General features: G+C 57.9%; 15 protein-coding genes and 2 pseudogenes. 7 read left to right on the plus strand and 10 right to left on the minus strand.

Features of this window, described 5'->3' with window-relative positions; all coding sequences use genetic code 11:
* Positions 1-135: 135 nt before the first annotated feature.
* Together ligA and acpS are read right to left on the minus strand one after the other, a co-directional pair.
* Positions 136-2,574: an NAD-dependent DNA ligase LigA gene (gene ligA, locus H3L92_RS02055; RefSeq protein WP_085364984.1), complete on the minus strand. Its 2,439-nt coding sequence runs from the start codon at positions 2,572-2,574 to the stop codon at positions 136-138.
* Between the two features lie 123 nt (positions 2,575-2,697).
* Positions 2,698-3,075 (minus strand): holo-ACP synthase, encoded by a 378-nt coding sequence (acpS, locus tag H3L92_RS02060; RefSeq protein WP_085364983.1) that lies wholly within the window; start codon positions 3,073-3,075, stop codon positions 2,698-2,700.
* A 26-nt stretch (positions 3,076-3,101) separates the two neighbouring features.
* Between acpS and H3L92_RS02065 the strand changes: the two are divergent.
* A pseudogene (locus H3L92_RS02065) lies at positions 3,102-3,256 on the plus strand (lipoprotein signal peptidase).
* Here the strand turns inward: H3L92_RS02065 and pdxJ are convergent.
* Positions 3,250-3,981 (minus strand): pyridoxine 5'-phosphate synthase, encoded by a 732-nt coding sequence (gene pdxJ, locus H3L92_RS02070; protein ID WP_085364982.1) that lies wholly within the window; start codon positions 3,979-3,981, stop codon positions 3,250-3,252. The pseudogene H3L92_RS02065 and the gene pdxJ overlap by 7 nt on opposite strands.
* A gap of 70 nt (positions 3,982-4,051) precedes the next feature.
* Positions 4,052-4,798: a DNA repair protein RecO gene (gene recO / locus H3L92_RS02075; protein ID WP_085364981.1), complete on the minus strand. Its 747-nt coding sequence runs from the start codon at positions 4,796-4,798 to the stop codon at positions 4,052-4,054.
* Here recO and H3L92_RS13100 point away from each other — a divergent pair.
* Positions 4,787-4,947 (plus strand): annotated as a pseudogene (locus H3L92_RS13100) (signal peptidase); the annotation flags it as partial. The gene recO and the pseudogene H3L92_RS13100 overlap by 12 nt on opposite strands.
* Before the next feature lie 56 nt (positions 4,948-5,003).
* Here the strand turns inward: H3L92_RS13100 and trmA are convergent.
* Both trmA and H3L92_RS02085 read right to left on the minus strand, forming a co-directional pair.
* A complete protein-coding gene (trmA, locus tag H3L92_RS02080) occupies positions 5,004-6,095 on the minus strand; it encodes a tRNA (uridine(54)-C5)-methyltransferase TrmA (protein ID WP_085365143.1) in 1,092 nt (363 codons plus the stop codon).
* A gap of 124 nt (positions 6,096-6,219) precedes the next feature.
* A complete protein-coding gene (locus tag H3L92_RS02085; protein WP_174222534.1) occupies positions 6,220-6,585 on the minus strand; it encodes a DUF4870 family protein in 366 nt (121 codons plus the stop codon).
* Positions 6,586-6,946: 361 nt separating this feature from the next.
* Between H3L92_RS02085 and H3L92_RS02090 the strand changes: the two genes are divergently transcribed.
* Positions 6,947-7,519 (plus strand): ACP-like domain-containing protein, encoded by a 573-nt coding sequence (locus tag H3L92_RS02090; RefSeq protein WP_085364980.1) that lies wholly within the window; start codon positions 6,947-6,949, stop codon positions 7,517-7,519.
* Between the two features lie 249 nt (positions 7,520-7,768).
* Here the strand turns inward: H3L92_RS02090 and H3L92_RS02095 are convergent, their stop codons facing one another.
* From H3L92_RS02095 to H3L92_RS02110, 4 genes are all read right to left on the minus strand, one after another.
* On the minus strand, positions 7,769-9,223 hold the full coding sequence (locus H3L92_RS02095) for a dihydrolipoyl dehydrogenase (protein ID WP_085364979.1): 1,455 nt from the start codon (positions 9,221-9,223) through the stop codon (positions 7,769-7,771).
* Between the two features lie 225 nt (positions 9,224-9,448).
* Positions 9,449-10,183 carry a glutathione peroxidase gene (locus tag H3L92_RS02100; RefSeq protein WP_085364978.1) on the minus strand — a complete coding sequence of 245 codons (735 nt, stop codon included), beginning with the start codon at positions 10,181-10,183 and terminating at the stop codon, positions 9,449-9,451.
* A 445-nt stretch (positions 10,184-10,628) separates the two neighbouring features.
* Positions 10,629-11,237, minus strand: a complete 609-nt coding sequence (locus H3L92_RS02105) for a riboflavin synthase subunit alpha (RefSeq protein WP_085364976.1) — start codon at positions 11,235-11,237, stop codon at positions 10,629-10,631.
* Positions 11,238-11,348: 111 nt separating this feature from the next.
* Entirely contained in the window at positions 11,349-12,629 is a 1,281-nt protein-coding gene (locus H3L92_RS02110) for a NupC/NupG family nucleoside CNT transporter (RefSeq protein ID WP_085364975.1), read from the minus strand.
* Between the two features lie 234 nt (positions 12,630-12,863).
* On the opposite strand from H3L92_RS02110, the gene H3L92_RS02115 reads away from it, so the two are divergent.
* The 4 genes from H3L92_RS02115 to H3L92_RS02130 all read left to right on the plus strand — a co-directional run bounded on the left by H3L92_RS02115 (position 12,864) and on the right by H3L92_RS02130 (position 14,743).
* Positions 12,864-13,304 (plus strand): peroxiredoxin, encoded by a 441-nt coding sequence (locus H3L92_RS02115; RefSeq protein WP_085364974.1) that lies wholly within the window; start codon positions 12,864-12,866, stop codon positions 13,302-13,304.
* Positions 13,305-13,315: 11 nt separating this feature from the next.
* The gene (locus H3L92_RS02120) at positions 13,316-13,900 is read left to right on the plus strand and encodes a GNAT family N-acetyltransferase (protein WP_085365141.1); all 585 of its coding nucleotides are present in this window, start codon (positions 13,316-13,318) and stop codon (positions 13,898-13,900) included.
* A 131-nt stretch (positions 13,901-14,031) separates the two neighbouring features.
* Entirely contained in the window at positions 14,032-14,493 is a 462-nt protein-coding gene (locus H3L92_RS02125; RefSeq protein ID WP_085364973.1) for a methylated-DNA--[protein]-cysteine S-methyltransferase, read from the plus strand.
* Positions 14,494-14,542: 49 nt separating this feature from the next.
* Entirely contained in the window at positions 14,543-14,743 is a 201-nt protein-coding gene (locus tag H3L92_RS02130) for a hypothetical protein (protein ID WP_085364972.1), read from the plus strand.
* Positions 14,744-14,749: the final 6 nt, after the last annotated feature.

A 14,749-nucleotide genomic window follows, 5' to 3' on the forward strand; every position in this document is an offset into this window, starting at 1 on the left:
TCCTCAAATAATTGAATGTATGACCATGCGGTGCGGCTTAAGTTTGCTTAAATTCGGCGACCATCTGAAAAATTATGGCGCACGGTTTAAAGTTACGGATTTTACTGGTTTGCGGCAGAGATGGGTAGGTTTGATTCATTTGTCAATATTCAGCAAAGCCTTCAGTTGCGTTTCATCCAACACCGCCACGCCCAAAGCCTGCGCTTTTTCGAGTTTGCTGCCCGCCGCTTCGCCGGCCACCACATAGTCGGTTTTTTTCGACACGCTGCCCGACACTTTGCCGCCTGCGGCTTCAATCATGGCTTGTGCTTCGTCGCGCTTGAGCGTGGGCAGGGTGCCGGTGAGCACGAAGGTTTTGCCTGCAACGGCGCTGTTGCCGCTCTCGGGCTGCGCTTCGTTTTCAGACGGCATATCGTTCAAAAACGCTTCTATATCGCTCAAGAGGGCGAGATTGGCGGGCTGTTTGCGCCATTGTTGCCATTCGGCGTTGAGCGCGTTGTCGCCAATCAGGCCGGCCATGCTTTTGCCGGCCTGCTCCCATAACGCGGCGGCTTTTGTTTCGCTGGTTTTGTAGCCGGGCAGGCGGGCGAGCCATTTTTGCGGTTCGGCATATTGCGAAAGCGGCAGGGTAACGGGCTGGTTTTTCGGCGACACGCCCGCGGCCAGCAGTTCGTCTATCATAGCCTGCTGTTCGGCTTGGGCGAAAAAGTGGGCGACGGAATGCGCCACCACGGTGCCGATGTCGGGCAGGCAGGCCAACAGCGGTTCAGGGGCGCGGCGCACTTTTTCGAGCGTGCCGAATGCCTGTGCCAGCGATTTGGCGGTGCGCTCGCCCACATGGCGTATGCCCAGCGCAAACAGAAAGCGTGCCAAGTCGGGCTGTTTGCTCGCTTCGATGCCGGCCAGAATGTTTTGCGCCCACTTAACGGGCGACTGTTTTTTGCCGTTTTTTTGGCCGTCTGAAAGCGGTTCGCCGCCGCTTTCCGGTTGCGTTTCGCTTTTGTCGGCGTTTTCTTTCATCTGCTGCAAGGCGGGAATGTCGAGGCGGTATAGATCGGCGAAATGTTCCACCAAACCCTGCGCCACCAGCTGCTCGATCTGCCGCTGCCCCAAGCCTTCGATGTCCATCGCTTTACGCGAGGCGAAGTGGATCAGCCCCTGCGCACGCTGGGCACGGCACAGCATGCCGCCGCTGCACCGCGCCACCGCTTCGCCTTCTTCGCGCTCGATGCCGCTGCCGCAAATCGGGCAGTGTTCGGGCAGGCGGTATTGCGGGTAAAGAGGTTCGCTGCGGCTTTCAGACGGCCTGTCGAACATATCGCCTTGCAGGCCGTCTGAAACGGCGGCGGCTTCGCGCATCGGGCGGCGATCGAAAATCACGCGCACCACTTCGGGAATCACGTCGCCCGCGCGGCGCACCACCACGGTGTCGCCCACGCGCACGTCTTTGCGCTGCGTTTCGCCTTCGTTGTGCAGGGTGGCATTGGTAACGGTTACGCCGCCCACAAACACGGGTTGCAGGCGGGCAACGGGCGTTACCGCGCCGGTGCGGCCCACCTGCACGTCGATGGCTTCCACCACGGTTAAGGCTTCTTCGGCGGGGAATTTGTGCGCAATGGCCCAGCGCGGCGCGCGCGAAATAAAGCCCAGCTCCTGTTGTTCGGCCAGGCTGTTCACTTTCACCACCATGCCGTCGATTTCATAAGGCAGGCCCGGGCGTTTTTTGCTCATTTCTTCGTAAAACGCCAACACGCCGGCCATGTCGGGGAACACGCCGTAGTGGCCGTCGGGCAGGCTGAAGCCCAGTTCTTGCAGATATTCCAGCTCTTCAAAATGCGTGGCGGGCGCCGGGCCGCCTTCGCTGCGGGCAATGCTGTAGGCGAAAAAATGCAGGCGGCGGCGGGCGGTGATGCGCGAATCGAGCTGGCGCAGGCTGCCGGCGGCGGCGTTGCGCGGGTTGGCAAACAGTTTTTGGCCGGCGGCGGCCTGCTGTTCGTTCAGCGCGGCAAAATCGGCTTTGAGCATCAGCACTTCGCCGCGCACTTCGATTAGTTCGGGCACCTGCCCGCCGTGCAGCCTGAGCGGCACGTTGGCGATGGTTTTCACGTTGAGGGTAACGTCTTCGCCCACCGAGCCGTCGCCGCGTGTGGCGGCGCGCTCCAGCACACCGCTGCGGTAGAGCAGGCTGACGGCCAGTCCGTCGAATTTCGGCTCGATCACATATTCGGGCTGCCTGCCGCCCAAGCCGCTGCGCACGCGTTCGTCGAAGGCATACATTTCGGCGTGGTCGAACGCGCCGTTTTCGTTTTGCGGCGAAAATGCGTTGGAAAGCGACAGCATCGGCACTTCGTGGCGCACGCTCTCAAAGCCCGCCAACGGTTGGCCGCCCACGCGCTGGGTGGGGCTGTCGGGCAGTTTCAGCTGCGGATGGGCGGCCTCGAGCGCTTCGAGTTCGCGAAAGAGTTTGTCGTATTCGGCATCGGGTACGCTGGGTGCGTCGAGGGTGTAGTATTCGTAGGCGTAGCGGTTGAGCAGCGCGGTCAGTTCGCGGATGCGGAGGGCGGGGTTGTTCATAACATCAGGCCGTCTGAAAAAAGATAAAAGGTTTTTCAGACGGCCTGATGCTTGGACAAGACCGTCTGAATGCAAACCGGATTGTATAGAAAAAAGAAGGCGGGCCGTTTCGGGCGGGCGGGCTTATTTTTCGGCCACGGCAAACGCCAGCACCTGGCCGCCTTCGTCGCTCATGCTCAAATGCACGCGTTTGATGCCTTTTTCTTGCAGCCACTGCTGCAAATCGGGTTCGCAGATAAATTCGGGTTTGCCCAATCCGTCGTGCCCCACGCCGATGTTGCGCAGGCTCACGGGCGTGCGCAGGCCGGTGCCGACGGCTTTGGCGAAGGCTTCTTTGGCGGCGAAGCGTTTGGCAAGAAAGTTTGCCGGCCTGCCCGATTGCGGGTATTCGAGCAGTTCGATGCGGCTGAGCAGACGCTGGGCGAAGGCTTGGCCGTATTTTTTGTGCAGTTTTTCGATGCGCTCCAGCGCAACGATGTCGGTGCCGATTCCGTAGATCATAGGGTTTCCTTTGCGGGTTGAGACCTTTGCAAAACTCCCATCTGCGGCGCATTTCTGCGTTGTGCGCTGCTCGCTCGCCTAACTCTATGTTATGTCTGCGCTCGCTGCGCTGCTGCGCCTTGAACTGCATCCACATCTGGAAGTTTTGCAAAGGTCTCGGTTTTTCAGACGGCCTCAATAAGGCAGCGAGCGCGCCCTGAACATCACTTCTTTCATCTGCCGTATCGCTTCGGGCAGGCCGAGAAACAGGGCTTGGGCAATCAGCGAGTGGCCGATGTTCAGCTCATGGATGGCAAGGATTTTGGCAATCGGGGTTACGTTGTGGATGGTGAGGCCGTGGCCTGCATTCACAACCAGCCCCAAATCGCTGCCGAAGTTTGCGCCTTCTTCGATGCGCTGCAATTGCATCGCGCGCGCCTGCGGCGTTTCGGCATCGGCATAGGCGCCGGTGTGCAGCTCGATAACGGGCGCGCCCACGTCGCGGGCGGCTTGGATTTGCGCTTCGTCGGCGTCGATAAACAGGGAAACGCGGATGCCGGCTTCGGTGAGCGTTTTGGTGAAGGCGGCGATTTTGTCTTGCTGCGCCAAAACGTCGAGGCCGCCTTCGGTGGTGATTTCTTCGCGCTTTTCGGGCACGATGCACACGTCTTCGGGCATCACTTTAAGGGCGTTTTCGAGCATTTCTTCGGTGAGCGCCATTTCGAGGTTCATGCGGGTGCGGATGGCGTTTTTGATGGCGGATACGTCGGCGTCTTTGATGTGGCGGCGGTCTTCGCGCAGGTGCAGGGTAATCAGGTCGGCGCCGTGGGTTTCGGCAATCAGTGCGGCTTCGAGCGGGCTGGGGTAGGGGGTGCCGCGGGCGTTGCGCAGGGTGGCGACGTGGTCGATGTTTACGCCTAGTAACATGGTTCGGTTCCTTTTTTTTGAAGGTGTTCGGTTGTGTTTTCAGACGGCCTGTGCGGGTTGGGCACAAGATTCAGGCCGTCTGAAACGCCTGCATCTGCTGTAAAACCTGCCGCGATTTGATGCCTTCGGGCAGGCGGAAATCCAACAGCATGCGGGTGAGTTTGAGGGTTTGCTGCAAACTTTCGCCGTTGTCGAAAATGCCGTTGCGCAGTTGGATTAGGGTGCTGCCGTCCACCGCAACGCCTTGCGCTTCGTGCTGCGGCAAACCGCCGGCCTGTGCCAGCGGCAGCGGGGCGTGCTCGGGGCGCAGCCAGTAGGTTTGCCCGGCGGTAACGGGTTGGCCGTGTTCGTCGTTTTGCAGGTCGGGGGCGAAGCCCAGTTCGGTTAGCAACGCCCACTCGAAGCGGCGCAGGGCGGCAACGTGGTTCGGCTCTTCGGCCACCACGCGCATCAGGGTGTGGAGTGCGTCGTACAGGGCGGGGTGCGGGTCTTCGCGGGCGGTGAGTTTATATACCAATTCGTTGGCATACAGCCCGCTGAACAGCGACCGCCCCTGCGGCTGCCGCCAGCCGCCCAGCCATTCGGCGCGGTGCAGGGTTTTCAGCTCCTGCGAACCGTACCACGATGCGCTCACCGGCACAAACGGCACCAACACGCCGCGCAGCTCGCTCTGGCGCGTGCGGGCGCTGCGGGCGAGCAGGGCCACGCGCCCGTAGCGGCGGCTGAACATTTCCAGCCACAGGCTGCTTTCGCGCCAGGGTTTGGCGGTGAGCAGGAAAGCGGGTTCGTGGTTGATGCGGTGGGTTTGGGCGGGCATATTAACGGTTTATCCGGTTGCGGCAGGCCTAGACCTTTGCAAAACCCCCATCTGCGGCGCATTTCTGCGTTGTGTGCTGCTCGCTCGCCTGCCTATCGTGTGGTATGGCCGCACTCGCTGCGCTGCTACGCCTTGAACGGTATCCACATCCGGGGGGCAAAGGTCTCAGGCCGTCTGAAATCTTTCAGATGGCCTTGAATGCGCTTTATCTGCACTTTTCCAGCCACACCCCGCTTTCGATGTGGGGGGTGAACGGAAACTGGTCGAACAGCGCCATGCGGCGTATGCGGTGGGTTTGCGCCAGCGTGTCGAGGTTGGTGCGCAGGGTTTCGGGGTTGCACGAAATATAAATCACATGGTCGAACTGCCGCACCAGTTTCAGGGTTTCGCCGTCGATGCCGGCGCGCGGCGGGTCGACGAAAATAGTGGAAAAGCGGTAGTCGGCCAGCACGATGCCTTGTTCTTGCAGGCGGCGGAACTCGCGCGCGCCGGTGTAGGCTTCGGTAAATTCTTCGGCCGACAAACGGGCGATTTTCACGTTGCCGCTGCCGTTCGCTTTTATATTCCACAACGCCGCCTGCACCGAGGTTTTCGACACTTCGGTGGCCAGCACTTTATCGAAACTGCGCGCGAGCGGCAGGGTGAAGTTGCCGTTGCCGCAATAGAGTTCCAGCATGTCGCCGCCGATGTGCTGCGCCACCCCGCACGCCCAGGCAAGCATTTTTTCGCAAACGGCGGCGTTGGGCTGGGTGAAACTGCCTTCGTATTGGCGGTAAACGAACGGGTTGCCGTTTACATGCAGTTTTTCGGTAACGAAATCCTGCTTCAGCACGATTTTCTGCCCTTTGCTGCGGCCGATAACGGCGATGCCTAGCTCGTTTTGCATCTCTTCGGCAGCGGCGCGCCAGGTGTCGTCGAGCTTTTTGTGGTAGATCATCGTAACCAGCATTTCGCCGCTCAGGGTGGCGAGAAACTCCACCTGATACCAGCGGTTTTTCAGCACGCCCACACGGTCGGCCGCTGCGAGCAGGCGCGGCATCAGGCGGTTGATGGCTTCGCAGGCGGGGGCAAAGCTGTCGCAGCGCCGCATGGTTGCCCCGCCGGCTTTGCGCCCCTGCTCGAACATGGCGTAAAACATGGTTTCGCCTTCGTGCCAAACCCTGAACTCGGCGCGCATACGGTAGTGCCGTTCGGGGGAGTCGAACACTTCCAAATCGGGCACGGGCAGCGGCGCGAACAGTTGCTCGATGCGGCGGATTTTTCCGTTTAGCTGTTGCTGGTAGGCAGAATCGGTCATGGTTGCGGCAATCGTGGGAAAGAGGGTGATTATATAGCGGAAATACGGTTTTTCCGCTTTCGGGCAGTTTGTTTTCAGACGGCCTGTAAGGGAGGGACCGTCTGAAAACAAGCCCAACATTGGTTTACAGCCAGCCGTCGGGCGAAACGGGCTGGTTGTCGAGCAGTTTTATAAATCCGGCCACCATGCGGTAGATAAACCACACGCTCGCCGCGAGAATAACCGCGAAGCCGATAAAGATAAACATCGTGATCCAGCCGATTAACATACCCAGCAGGGTGTACCAAAAAGTTTTAATCAGATATTGCGCATGGCTGTGGTAAACCGTGCCCGCCATTTCGTCGCGCTTCAAATAGGCCATAATCACGCCCACCAGTGCGGTGACGCCGTTAACCAGCGACAGGGCGTAAAGGGCGTAGATGATGATGGTGTAGGTACGCAGGCTGTCGCCCGGCGAGGGGCTGTTGTGTTCGATAACATTGTTGCTCATGGCAGTTTCCTTTCTCGGTTGGATCGCGGGCGGAGGCAGGCTGGAACAGCAGACCGCAAGCCTATTATAAAGCAACCGGGCGCGGTTGTTGTCTATAGGCGGCGCAAGCCGCAGCGGCCGCCGTTTTGCCGCACGGGCTGGGCAGGGGAAATCTTTACTTGTTTTGAACTGTTTTTTCATACGGCATAAAACAAAAGCCAAATCAACGGCATAAGGACAAAGACGGCACGGTTTGCGCACACAAGCCCTTTTTGCGGCGCGGCGCGCAAAAGACAAGGAACTTTTTATCTGTTATGGTTGCCCAATACCCGTCTGTGCCGTACCGGCGCAATTTGAATAAAACGATTAACGGAGTAACTTTATGAAATCAAATTTGAAAACCATTGTTCCCGCTCTGGCCATGGTAGCCGCCCTGAGCGCCTGCGGTATGTTCGGCAAAGACAAGCCCAAAGCCCAACCCGCTCCCGCGCCTGCCGCGCAACAGCAGCCGGCACCCCAAGCCCAAGGCCCGCAAACCGTTCAGGTTGATTCCATCGACGGTAAAAAAGAAGTGGCCTACAAATGCGGCGACAAAGGCCAAAACCCGTTGAACGTGATGTATGGTTTCAAAAACGGCGAAGTAGTGGTTGCCCAAGTTAAATATCAAGACAAGGTTTCTCCCGGTCTGTTCCGCGTAGTGGGCAATGAAGACCAAAACATCTTCGCCGGCGGCGGCATCACTTGGTCGGCAAGCAAAGCCACTGCCGCCAATGTGGATAAAGTGGACGGCAATATGCTCACCCAAGCGGCTGTGGAAACCGTAAACGGCCAACAGCAGCAAGTGTCGCAAATCGTAACCCGCGGCTGCGTGCTCGACAAAGCGGCCACCGCCAAACTGAACAAAGCCGCCGCGCCCGCCAAAGCGCCTGCGAAAAAAGCACCGGCTAAAAAATAAACGCCCGTGAAATCAAACAAGGCCGTCTGAATATTTTCAGACGGCCTTGTTTGATGTTTGATGCTATAGCAAAGCCACTTGGGACCTTTGCAAAATTCAACACCACCTGAAAAACCTGATTTCCGTCATTCCCGCCTACTCGGGAATGACGATAACTGGATGTTCAGACGGCCTCAAAGAATTTTGCAAAGGCCTCCACTTGTTTAGTAACCGTTTCGAGACCTTTGCAAAACTGCCTTGGTCTCAGGCTTATGCGCCCGGGCATTCGGCACATTCGGTATGCACTTCGCCCAGCTTCAGTTTGCTGTTCACATCACGCAGGGCGGTGCGCAGGCCCTCTTCGATAACGGGGTGGTAGAAGGGCATATCGAGCATTTTCGGCACGGTCATCTTTTGCTGGTGTGCCCAAGCCAAGAGGTGCGCCAGATGTTCGGCGGCGGGGCCGACGATTTCGGCGCCGATAAACAGGCCGGTGCCTTGTTCGGCATACACGCGCATGTGGCCTTTGTTAACCAGCATCACGCGGCTGCGGCCCTGGTTGCGGAACGACACTTCGCCGATTGCCACGCACTCGGGGTTTTTATAGCGCTCGAACACGCGCGCATAACGCAGACCGACGATGGCGATTTGCGGATTGGTGAACACCACACCCAGCGGGCTGCGGCGCAGGCCGTTGGCGATGTTGGGGTAGAGGCCGGCATTGTCGCCCGCGATTTTGCCCTGGTCGCTGGCTTCGTGCAGCAGCGGCAGCTGGTTGGAGGCGTCGCCTGCGATAAAGATGTGCGGAATGCTGGTTTGCATGGTAAGCGGGTGGGCTTTGGGCACGCCGCGCTCATCCAATTCGATGTTTAAGTTTTCCAGCCCGATTTTATCGACGTTGGGGCGGCGGCCGATGGCGGCCAGCAGGTAGTCGGCGGTGTACACGCCGCGCTCGCCGCCGCACACCCAGTGTACTTCCACTTTGCCTTCCTGATTGAGTTTGACTTCGGTTTTTTCGGGATCAACATCCAAATGCAGCGGCAGCTCTTCGCTGAAAATGGCTTTGGCTTCGGCCAGCACCACGGGGTCGGTGATGCCGCCCAATGAGCCGCCCACGCCGAAGATTTCCGTTTTCACGCCCAAGCGGTGCAGGGCCTGGCCGAGTTCCAAACCGATTACGCCGGGGCCGAATACGGCCACGCTTTCGGGCAGGGTGTCCCAAGAGAATACGTCGTCGTTGATAATCAGCTTGTCGCCCAACGCTTCCCATTGCGGCTGGATAACGGGGCGCGAGCCGGTGGCAATCACGATGCGGTCGGCTTTGATTTGGGTGTGGTCGTCGATTTGGACGGTGTGTTCGTCGATAAATCTGGCGTTGCCCATGATGCGTTTGTCGGCCGGCCATTCTTCTACGTCGCTGACCACAAAGCCGACAAAACGGTCGCGCTCTGATTTCACGCGATTCATCACTTCTGCACCGTTAACGGTGATGCTGTTTTTGTCTAAATGAATGCCGAACGGATCGGTGTGCAGGGCATGGTGGCGCGCTTCGGCGGCGGCAATCAGGAGCTTGGAGGGCATACAGCCGACGCGGGCGCAGGTGGTGCCGAAAGCGTGGCCCTCGATCAGGTAAACGTTGTCGGTGTGGAAGCGGGCGTTGCGGAACGCGCCCATGCCGGCGGTGCCGCCGCCGATAACCACTACGTCTGCTTGGAGTTGTTTCATGATGTTGTCCTTTTGGGGTGCCGTTTCAGACGGCCTTTAAAACGGATAAGCAAGAAATTTAAGAAAACCGGAACCACGGCCTGCAATGCCGGTTTGCGTAAATCTGCTGCGGTTTTTCAGACGGCCTGCATTGCATTTTGGCCGTCTGAATATTTGAAAAACGTGCCGTTACGGGTGGATAACGGCACGTTTGCAGGTGGCGTTCAAACCACGGTAATCAGCGGATTATTTGGCCAGAAAAGCTTCCAGCTCTTCGCTGCCGCCGATGTATTTGCCGCCGATAAACACTTGCGGGGCAGAGGTTTTGCCGGTGATGGCGCGCACGGAAACGGTGGTGGCGTCTTTGCCCAAAACGATTTCTTCGTAGTCCAAGCCTTTGTCTTGCAGCAGTTGCTTGGCTTTGGCGCAGAAGGGGCAGCCGGGTTTGGTGAAGATGGCAACGGATTCTTGCTGTTTCCAGTTGGGGTCGATGAATTTCAGCATGGTGTCGGCATCGGAAACTTCAAAGGGGTCGCCTTCTTTTTCCGGCTCGATAAACATTTTTTCGATTTTGCCGTCGTTAACCAGCATAGAATAACGCCAAGAGCGGTCGCCGAAGCCCAAACCTTCTTTGCTCACCAGCATACCCATGCCTTTGGTGAATTCGCCGTTGCCGTCGGGCACAACGATGATGTTTTCGGCTTCTTGGTCGGCCAGCCATGCGTTCATCACGAAAGTGTCGTTTACGGATACGCACAAGATGCTGTCAACGCCGCGGGCTTTGAATTCTTTGGCCAGCTCGTTATAGCGGGGCAGGTGGGTGGAAGAACAGGTGGGGGTGAATGCGCCGGGCAGCGAGAACACCACTACTTTTTTGCCTTTGAACAAATCGTCGGTGGAAACGTCTTTCCAAGCATCGCCTGCGCGGGTGTGGAATACAACGCTGGGGACTTGTTGGCCGGTGCGGTCTACTAATGCCATTTGGAACTCCTAAACAATGATAAGGTTGATAAAAAAAGGTGCATCAAAAGCGCTGGAGCGGATTGTACGCCCTTCATGTTGATTTGGATAATTTATAGTTCAAATAATCTTAATTATGAAAAACTATTTGATAAGAGGTTGATAAAATATCAAGACAACAAAATGTTAAATTTTAGTTTGGCGACAGGTTTCAGATATCAGGGCGCTTGCAGAGAAGGCCAGTTGGGTTTACCGGAATTTACGGTCGAGGCAGTATGGCATAGTGTTCAAGCAAAAGATTTCAGACGGCCTCCGGGCAAATACGGGAAGGCCGTCTGAAAGCCGGCAAAACCCTATGGCATCCGGAGTAGTTGGCGTTTTAAACAATAAGATATTCGGATTAATTTCGGGTATGAAACCAGCGTTTAAAAACCGATAAGGGTTGCACAAAGCCTATTCAAGCGGGTTAACGCTGCGCCAACATTCTAGCCACCGTGTCCACTACTGCCTGCGTTTGCGGGTCGATTTCGATGTTGACCACGTCGCCTGCGCGGCGGCTGCCGAACAGCGTGCGTTGCAGGGTTTCGGGTATCAGGTGCACGTTGAATTCGCCGTCGGTTACGCTGCCGATGGTGAGGCTGCAACCGTCTAAGCCCACAAAGCCTTTGGTGAGGATATAGGGCTTTAATTCGGGCGGCAGGGCGAACCATACGGTGCGGTTGTGTGCGCTCTCTTCGATGCGGGTGATGGTGGTGGTGGCGATGATGTGGCCGCTCATCAGATGGCCGCCGATTTCGTCGCCGAAGCGGGCGGCACGCTCGAGGTTGACGGGGCTGCCCACGCTTAGTGCGCCGAGGTTGGTTTTGGCCAGCGTTTCGCCCATCAGGTCGAAATCCACCAGCCGGCCGTTGATTTTGGTGATGGTGAGGCAGCAGCCGTTATTGGCAACGGAAGCGCCGGTTTGCAGGTTGTGCGCCATTTCTTCGGGCAGCTCGACGGTGTAGGTGCGGAAGTCGGGGGAGGGCGCGTGCACGGCGGCGATGTGCCCCATGCCCTGAACGATGCCGGTAAACATAAACTGTGGTTTCCTTTTATCAATCAAACAGGCCGTCTGAAAGTTTGTTTTAGCTTCGCAGAAACTTGTTTCCTTTCGGAAACTGCGTTTTCAGACGGCCTTGCCCTGGTTTTAACCGATAATGGCCGCGCCCGACAAACCGATAAACAAACCGGCAATCACCGCGCTCATCAGGTTCGACAGCGAGCCGGCCACCACCGCTTTGAGGCCGAGGCGCGCCACGTCTTTGCGGCGGTTGGGCGCCATGATGCTCAGGCCGCCCACCAGCACGGCGATGGAACCCAGGTTGGCGAAGCCGCACAAGGCAAACGAAATAATCGCCTGCGTGTTTTCGCTCAGCTTAACGGCCGATTCGGGGCGTAAGTATTTCACGAATTCGGAATAGGCCACAAATTCGTTCACCACCACTTTTTGGCCGATTAACGAGCCGGCGATGCCCGCTTCGTGCCACGGCACGCCGATTACCCACGCCAGCGGCGCAAACAGCCAGCCCAAAATGGTTTGCAGGGTTAGGCCGCCGTAGCCGAACCAGCCCGCCACGCCGCCGATTAGGCCGTTGAGCATGGCGATTAAGGCCACGAACGCCAGCAGCGAAGCGCCTACCGCCATGGCAATCTGCGCCCCCGTTACCGCGCCGCCCGCTGCCGCATCAATCACGTTGGCGGGTTTTTCCTCTTCATCGGCGGCGGCGTCGATTTCCGCTTCGGTTTGCTGTTTTTCGGTTTCCGGCACCAACAGTTTGGCAAACAGCAGGCCGCCGGGCGCGGCCATAAACGAAGCGGCGATCAGGTAGGGCAGCGGAACGCCCATCTGCGCGTAGCCGCCCAAAACGGAACCGGCCACCGAAGCCAGGCCGCCGCTCATGACGGCAAACAGTTCCGATTCGGTCATTTTGCGGATAAACGGGCGCACCACCAGCGGCGCTTCGGTTTGGCCCACGAAAATGTTCGCCGCCGCCGACATCGATTCGGCTTTCGAGGTGCCCAGCATTTTTTGCAGAAAGCCGCCGATGATTTTAATCAGAATCTGCATCACGCCGATGTAATACAGCACCGCCACCAGCGACGAGAAAAACACAATCATCGGCAGCACGCGAAAGGCGAACACGAAACCGCCGCCGCCGAACACCTCAAACATTTTGTCCGACACCAAACCGCCGAACAAAAAGCTCACACCGTCGCCGCCGTAGGCAATCACCTTGCCCACGCCTTCCGACACCGCCAAAAGGCCGTCGCGCCCCCACGGCACATACAGCACCAGCGCGCCCAGCACCACTTGGATCAAAAACGCGCCCGCCACCGTGCGGATATTGATGGCTTTGCGGTTGGTGGAGAGCAGCACCGCAATCGCAATCAGCACCGCCATGCCCAACAAACTGTTCAAAACGCCCATTTCGCTTTTCCTTTTTTGACGAATTGCCCACATTATAAAGGAGCGCGTAAAGCCGTGGCGGAATTTTCAGACGGCCGGTAGCGGTTGGATTTCAAATAATACGGCGCTGCCTTTAATTTGTGCTGCCTGCCTTGTCTTAATTGAAATTTAATCCGCTATATAAGGCTTTTTGCACCCGCCCGAAATGATATAAGATAAGGCCGTCTGAAAACATTTCTTCAAGAAAGGGCAAATATGGCATACCACTTCACCCTGCCTTCCAGCGCCGGCCGCGATTTCGTGTCGTCCGAACATCTGCCGCTGGTGGTTTATTTCTACCCGAAAGACAGCACGCCCGGCTGCACCACCGAAGGTTTGGATTTCAACACCCGCCTGGCGCAGTTTGAAGCATTGGGTTATACCGTGGCAGGCATTTCGCGCGACGGCGTGAAGTCGCACCGGAATTTCTGCGCCAAACAGGGTTTCCGGTTCGAGCTGTTGAGCGACGCCGACGAAACCGTGTGCAAAATGTTCGACGTAATCAAACTGAAAAAACTCTACGGCAAAGAATCGCTGGGCATCGAGCGCAGCACTTTCGTGCTCGACCGCAACGGCGAAATCATCCGCGAATGGCGCAAAGTGAAAGTGGCCGGCCATGCGCAGGAAGTGCTGGAAACCCTGCAAAACCTGTCTTGAAAGCAACAGCCGTGAATACCCCGCAACCCGTAACCCTCGGCTTGAACGGCATCCGTTTGGAGCCGCTGGGTATGCAGCACGAACACGGCCTGCGCGAAGCCGCAGCCGACGGCGAACTGTGGCGGCTGGTGGTTACCTCGGTGCCCGAGCCGCACGAAACCGCCGACTATATCCGCAAAGCCTTGCTCACCCCCGACCGTCTGGCCTTCGCCGTGATAGACGAAACCTGCGGCAGAGTTATCGGCAGCACCAGCTATCACGACATCATTCCCGCCGCCGCACGCCTGGAAATCGGCTACACATGGTATGCGCAAAGCTACTGGCGCAGCCGCGCCAACACCACCTGCAAATACCTGCTGTTGCGCCATGCTTTCGACACGCTGGGCGTGCAAACCGTGGGCTGGCGTACCGACAACCTGAACACCCGCTCGCAACAGGCCATCGAACGGCTGGGCGCGCAAAAAGACGGCGTGATACGCGGCCAGCAGGTGCGCCGCGACGGCAGTGTGCGCGACACCGTGATGTACAGCCTGACCCACGCCGAATGGCCGCAGGTTAAAGAACGGCTGGCGGCGCGTTTGGGTTTGGCCGGCTGAACGCGTGTTATTCGCTAGGGCGTGTAGTCATAACGCCGCAACGCTTTCTGACTGCACGCCCTATGGTTTAAAAAACAATGAAAATCCGGCTGCGGGTTTTCAGACGGCCAAAGTAAGCATAAGTAGGCATTATGAACCGCTATCCCTGTTTATACGCCGCCCCGTTCGGCAACATCACGCTGGTTTTCGACGGGCAAAACAACCTGCTCGAACTGCATCTTTCCGGCAAGCCCGAATATGCGCCGTATCCCCTGCCCGAAGCGTGGCAGAACAAGCTCGACAACTATTTTGCAGGCCGTCTGAAAAACTTTAACCAGCCCGTTTCGGAGCAGGGCACGGCCTACCAGCGCAAAGTGTGGCAGGCGATTGCCGAAATCCCCGCCGGTCAGGTGATGACTTACCAAGACATTGCCCGCAAAATCGGCAGCCACCCGCGCGCCGTCGGCGGCGCGTGCGGCAAAAACCCGCTGGCGCTGGTGGTGCCCTGCCACCGCGTTGTTGCCAAACACGGCTTGGGCGGCTTTTCCAGCGGCGAGGGCGACGCGCTCAATATCAAACGCTGGCTGCTGAAACACGAAGGCGTGGACATATAACCCGCAGGCCGTCTGAAAAAAACGCAACCGCAATGCTTTAAATTTAAATATGAACGAAAACCACCAACCCGATTTACAGAAACGCCTGGCCGAGACGGAAATCCTTTTGGCCGAAGCGCAGGCCGGCAAAGCGCGGGCGGAAGCGCATTTGGCGGCGGTTAAGGCCAAAGCCGCCAAAGCCGCCATGTTAAGCGTTCTGGCGGCCATCGTTGCGGTTTTTGCCTTGATTATCGTAACGGCCGCCCTGTGAACCCCG

The sequence above is a fragment of the Neisseria dentiae genome (genome assembly GCF_014055005.1).
In the GTDB taxonomy this organism is placed as follows: domain Bacteria; phylum Pseudomonadota; class Gammaproteobacteria; order Burkholderiales; family Neisseriaceae; genus Neisseria; species Neisseria dentiae.

Coding starts and splice junctions, on each gene's coding strand:
- ligA (WP_085364984.1), bottom strand. CDS start 2,574: ATGAACAACCCCGCCCTCCGCATCCGCGAACTGACCGCGCTGCTCAAC.
- acpS (WP_085364983.1), bottom strand. CDS start 3,075: ATGATCTACGGAATCGGCACCGACATCGTTGCGCTGGAGCGCATCGAA.
- pdxJ (WP_085364982.1), bottom strand. CDS start 3,981: ATGTTACTAGGCGTAAACATCGACCACGTCGCCACCCTGCGCAACGCC.
- recO (WP_085364981.1), bottom strand. CDS start 4,798: ATGCCCGCCCAAACCCACCGCATCAACCACGAACCCGCTTTCCTGCTC.
- trmA (WP_085365143.1), bottom strand. CDS start 6,095: ATGACCGATTCTGCCTACCAGCAACAGCTAAACGGAAAAATCCGCCGC.
- H3L92_RS02085 (WP_174222534.1), bottom strand. CDS start 6,585: ATGAGCAACAATGTTATCGAACACAACAGCCCCTCGCCGGGCGACAGC.
- H3L92_RS02090 (WP_085364980.1), top strand. CDS start 6,947: ATGAAATCAAATTTGAAAACCATTGTTCCCGCTCTGGCCATGGTAGCC.
- H3L92_RS02095 (WP_085364979.1), bottom strand. CDS start 9,223: ATGAAACAACTCCAAGCAGACGTAGTGGTTATCGGCGGCGGCACCGCC.
- H3L92_RS02100 (WP_085364978.1), bottom strand. CDS start 10,183: ATGGCATTAGTAGACCGCACCGGCCAACAAGTCCCCAGCGTTGTATTC.
- H3L92_RS02105 (WP_085364976.1), bottom strand. CDS start 11,237: ATGTTTACCGGCATCGTTCAGGGCATGGGGCACATCGCCGCCGTGCAC.
- H3L92_RS02110 (WP_085364975.1), bottom strand. CDS start 12,629: ATGGGCGTTTTGAACAGTTTGTTGGGCATGGCGGTGCTGATTGCGATT.
- H3L92_RS02115 (WP_085364974.1), top strand. CDS start 12,864: ATGGCATACCACTTCACCCTGCCTTCCAGCGCCGGCCGCGATTTCGTG.
- H3L92_RS02125 (WP_085364973.1), top strand. CDS start 14,032: ATGAACCGCTATCCCTGTTTATACGCCGCCCCGTTCGGCAACATCACG.
- H3L92_RS02130 (WP_085364972.1), top strand. CDS start 14,543: ATGAACGAAAACCACCAACCCGATTTACAGAAACGCCTGGCCGAGACG.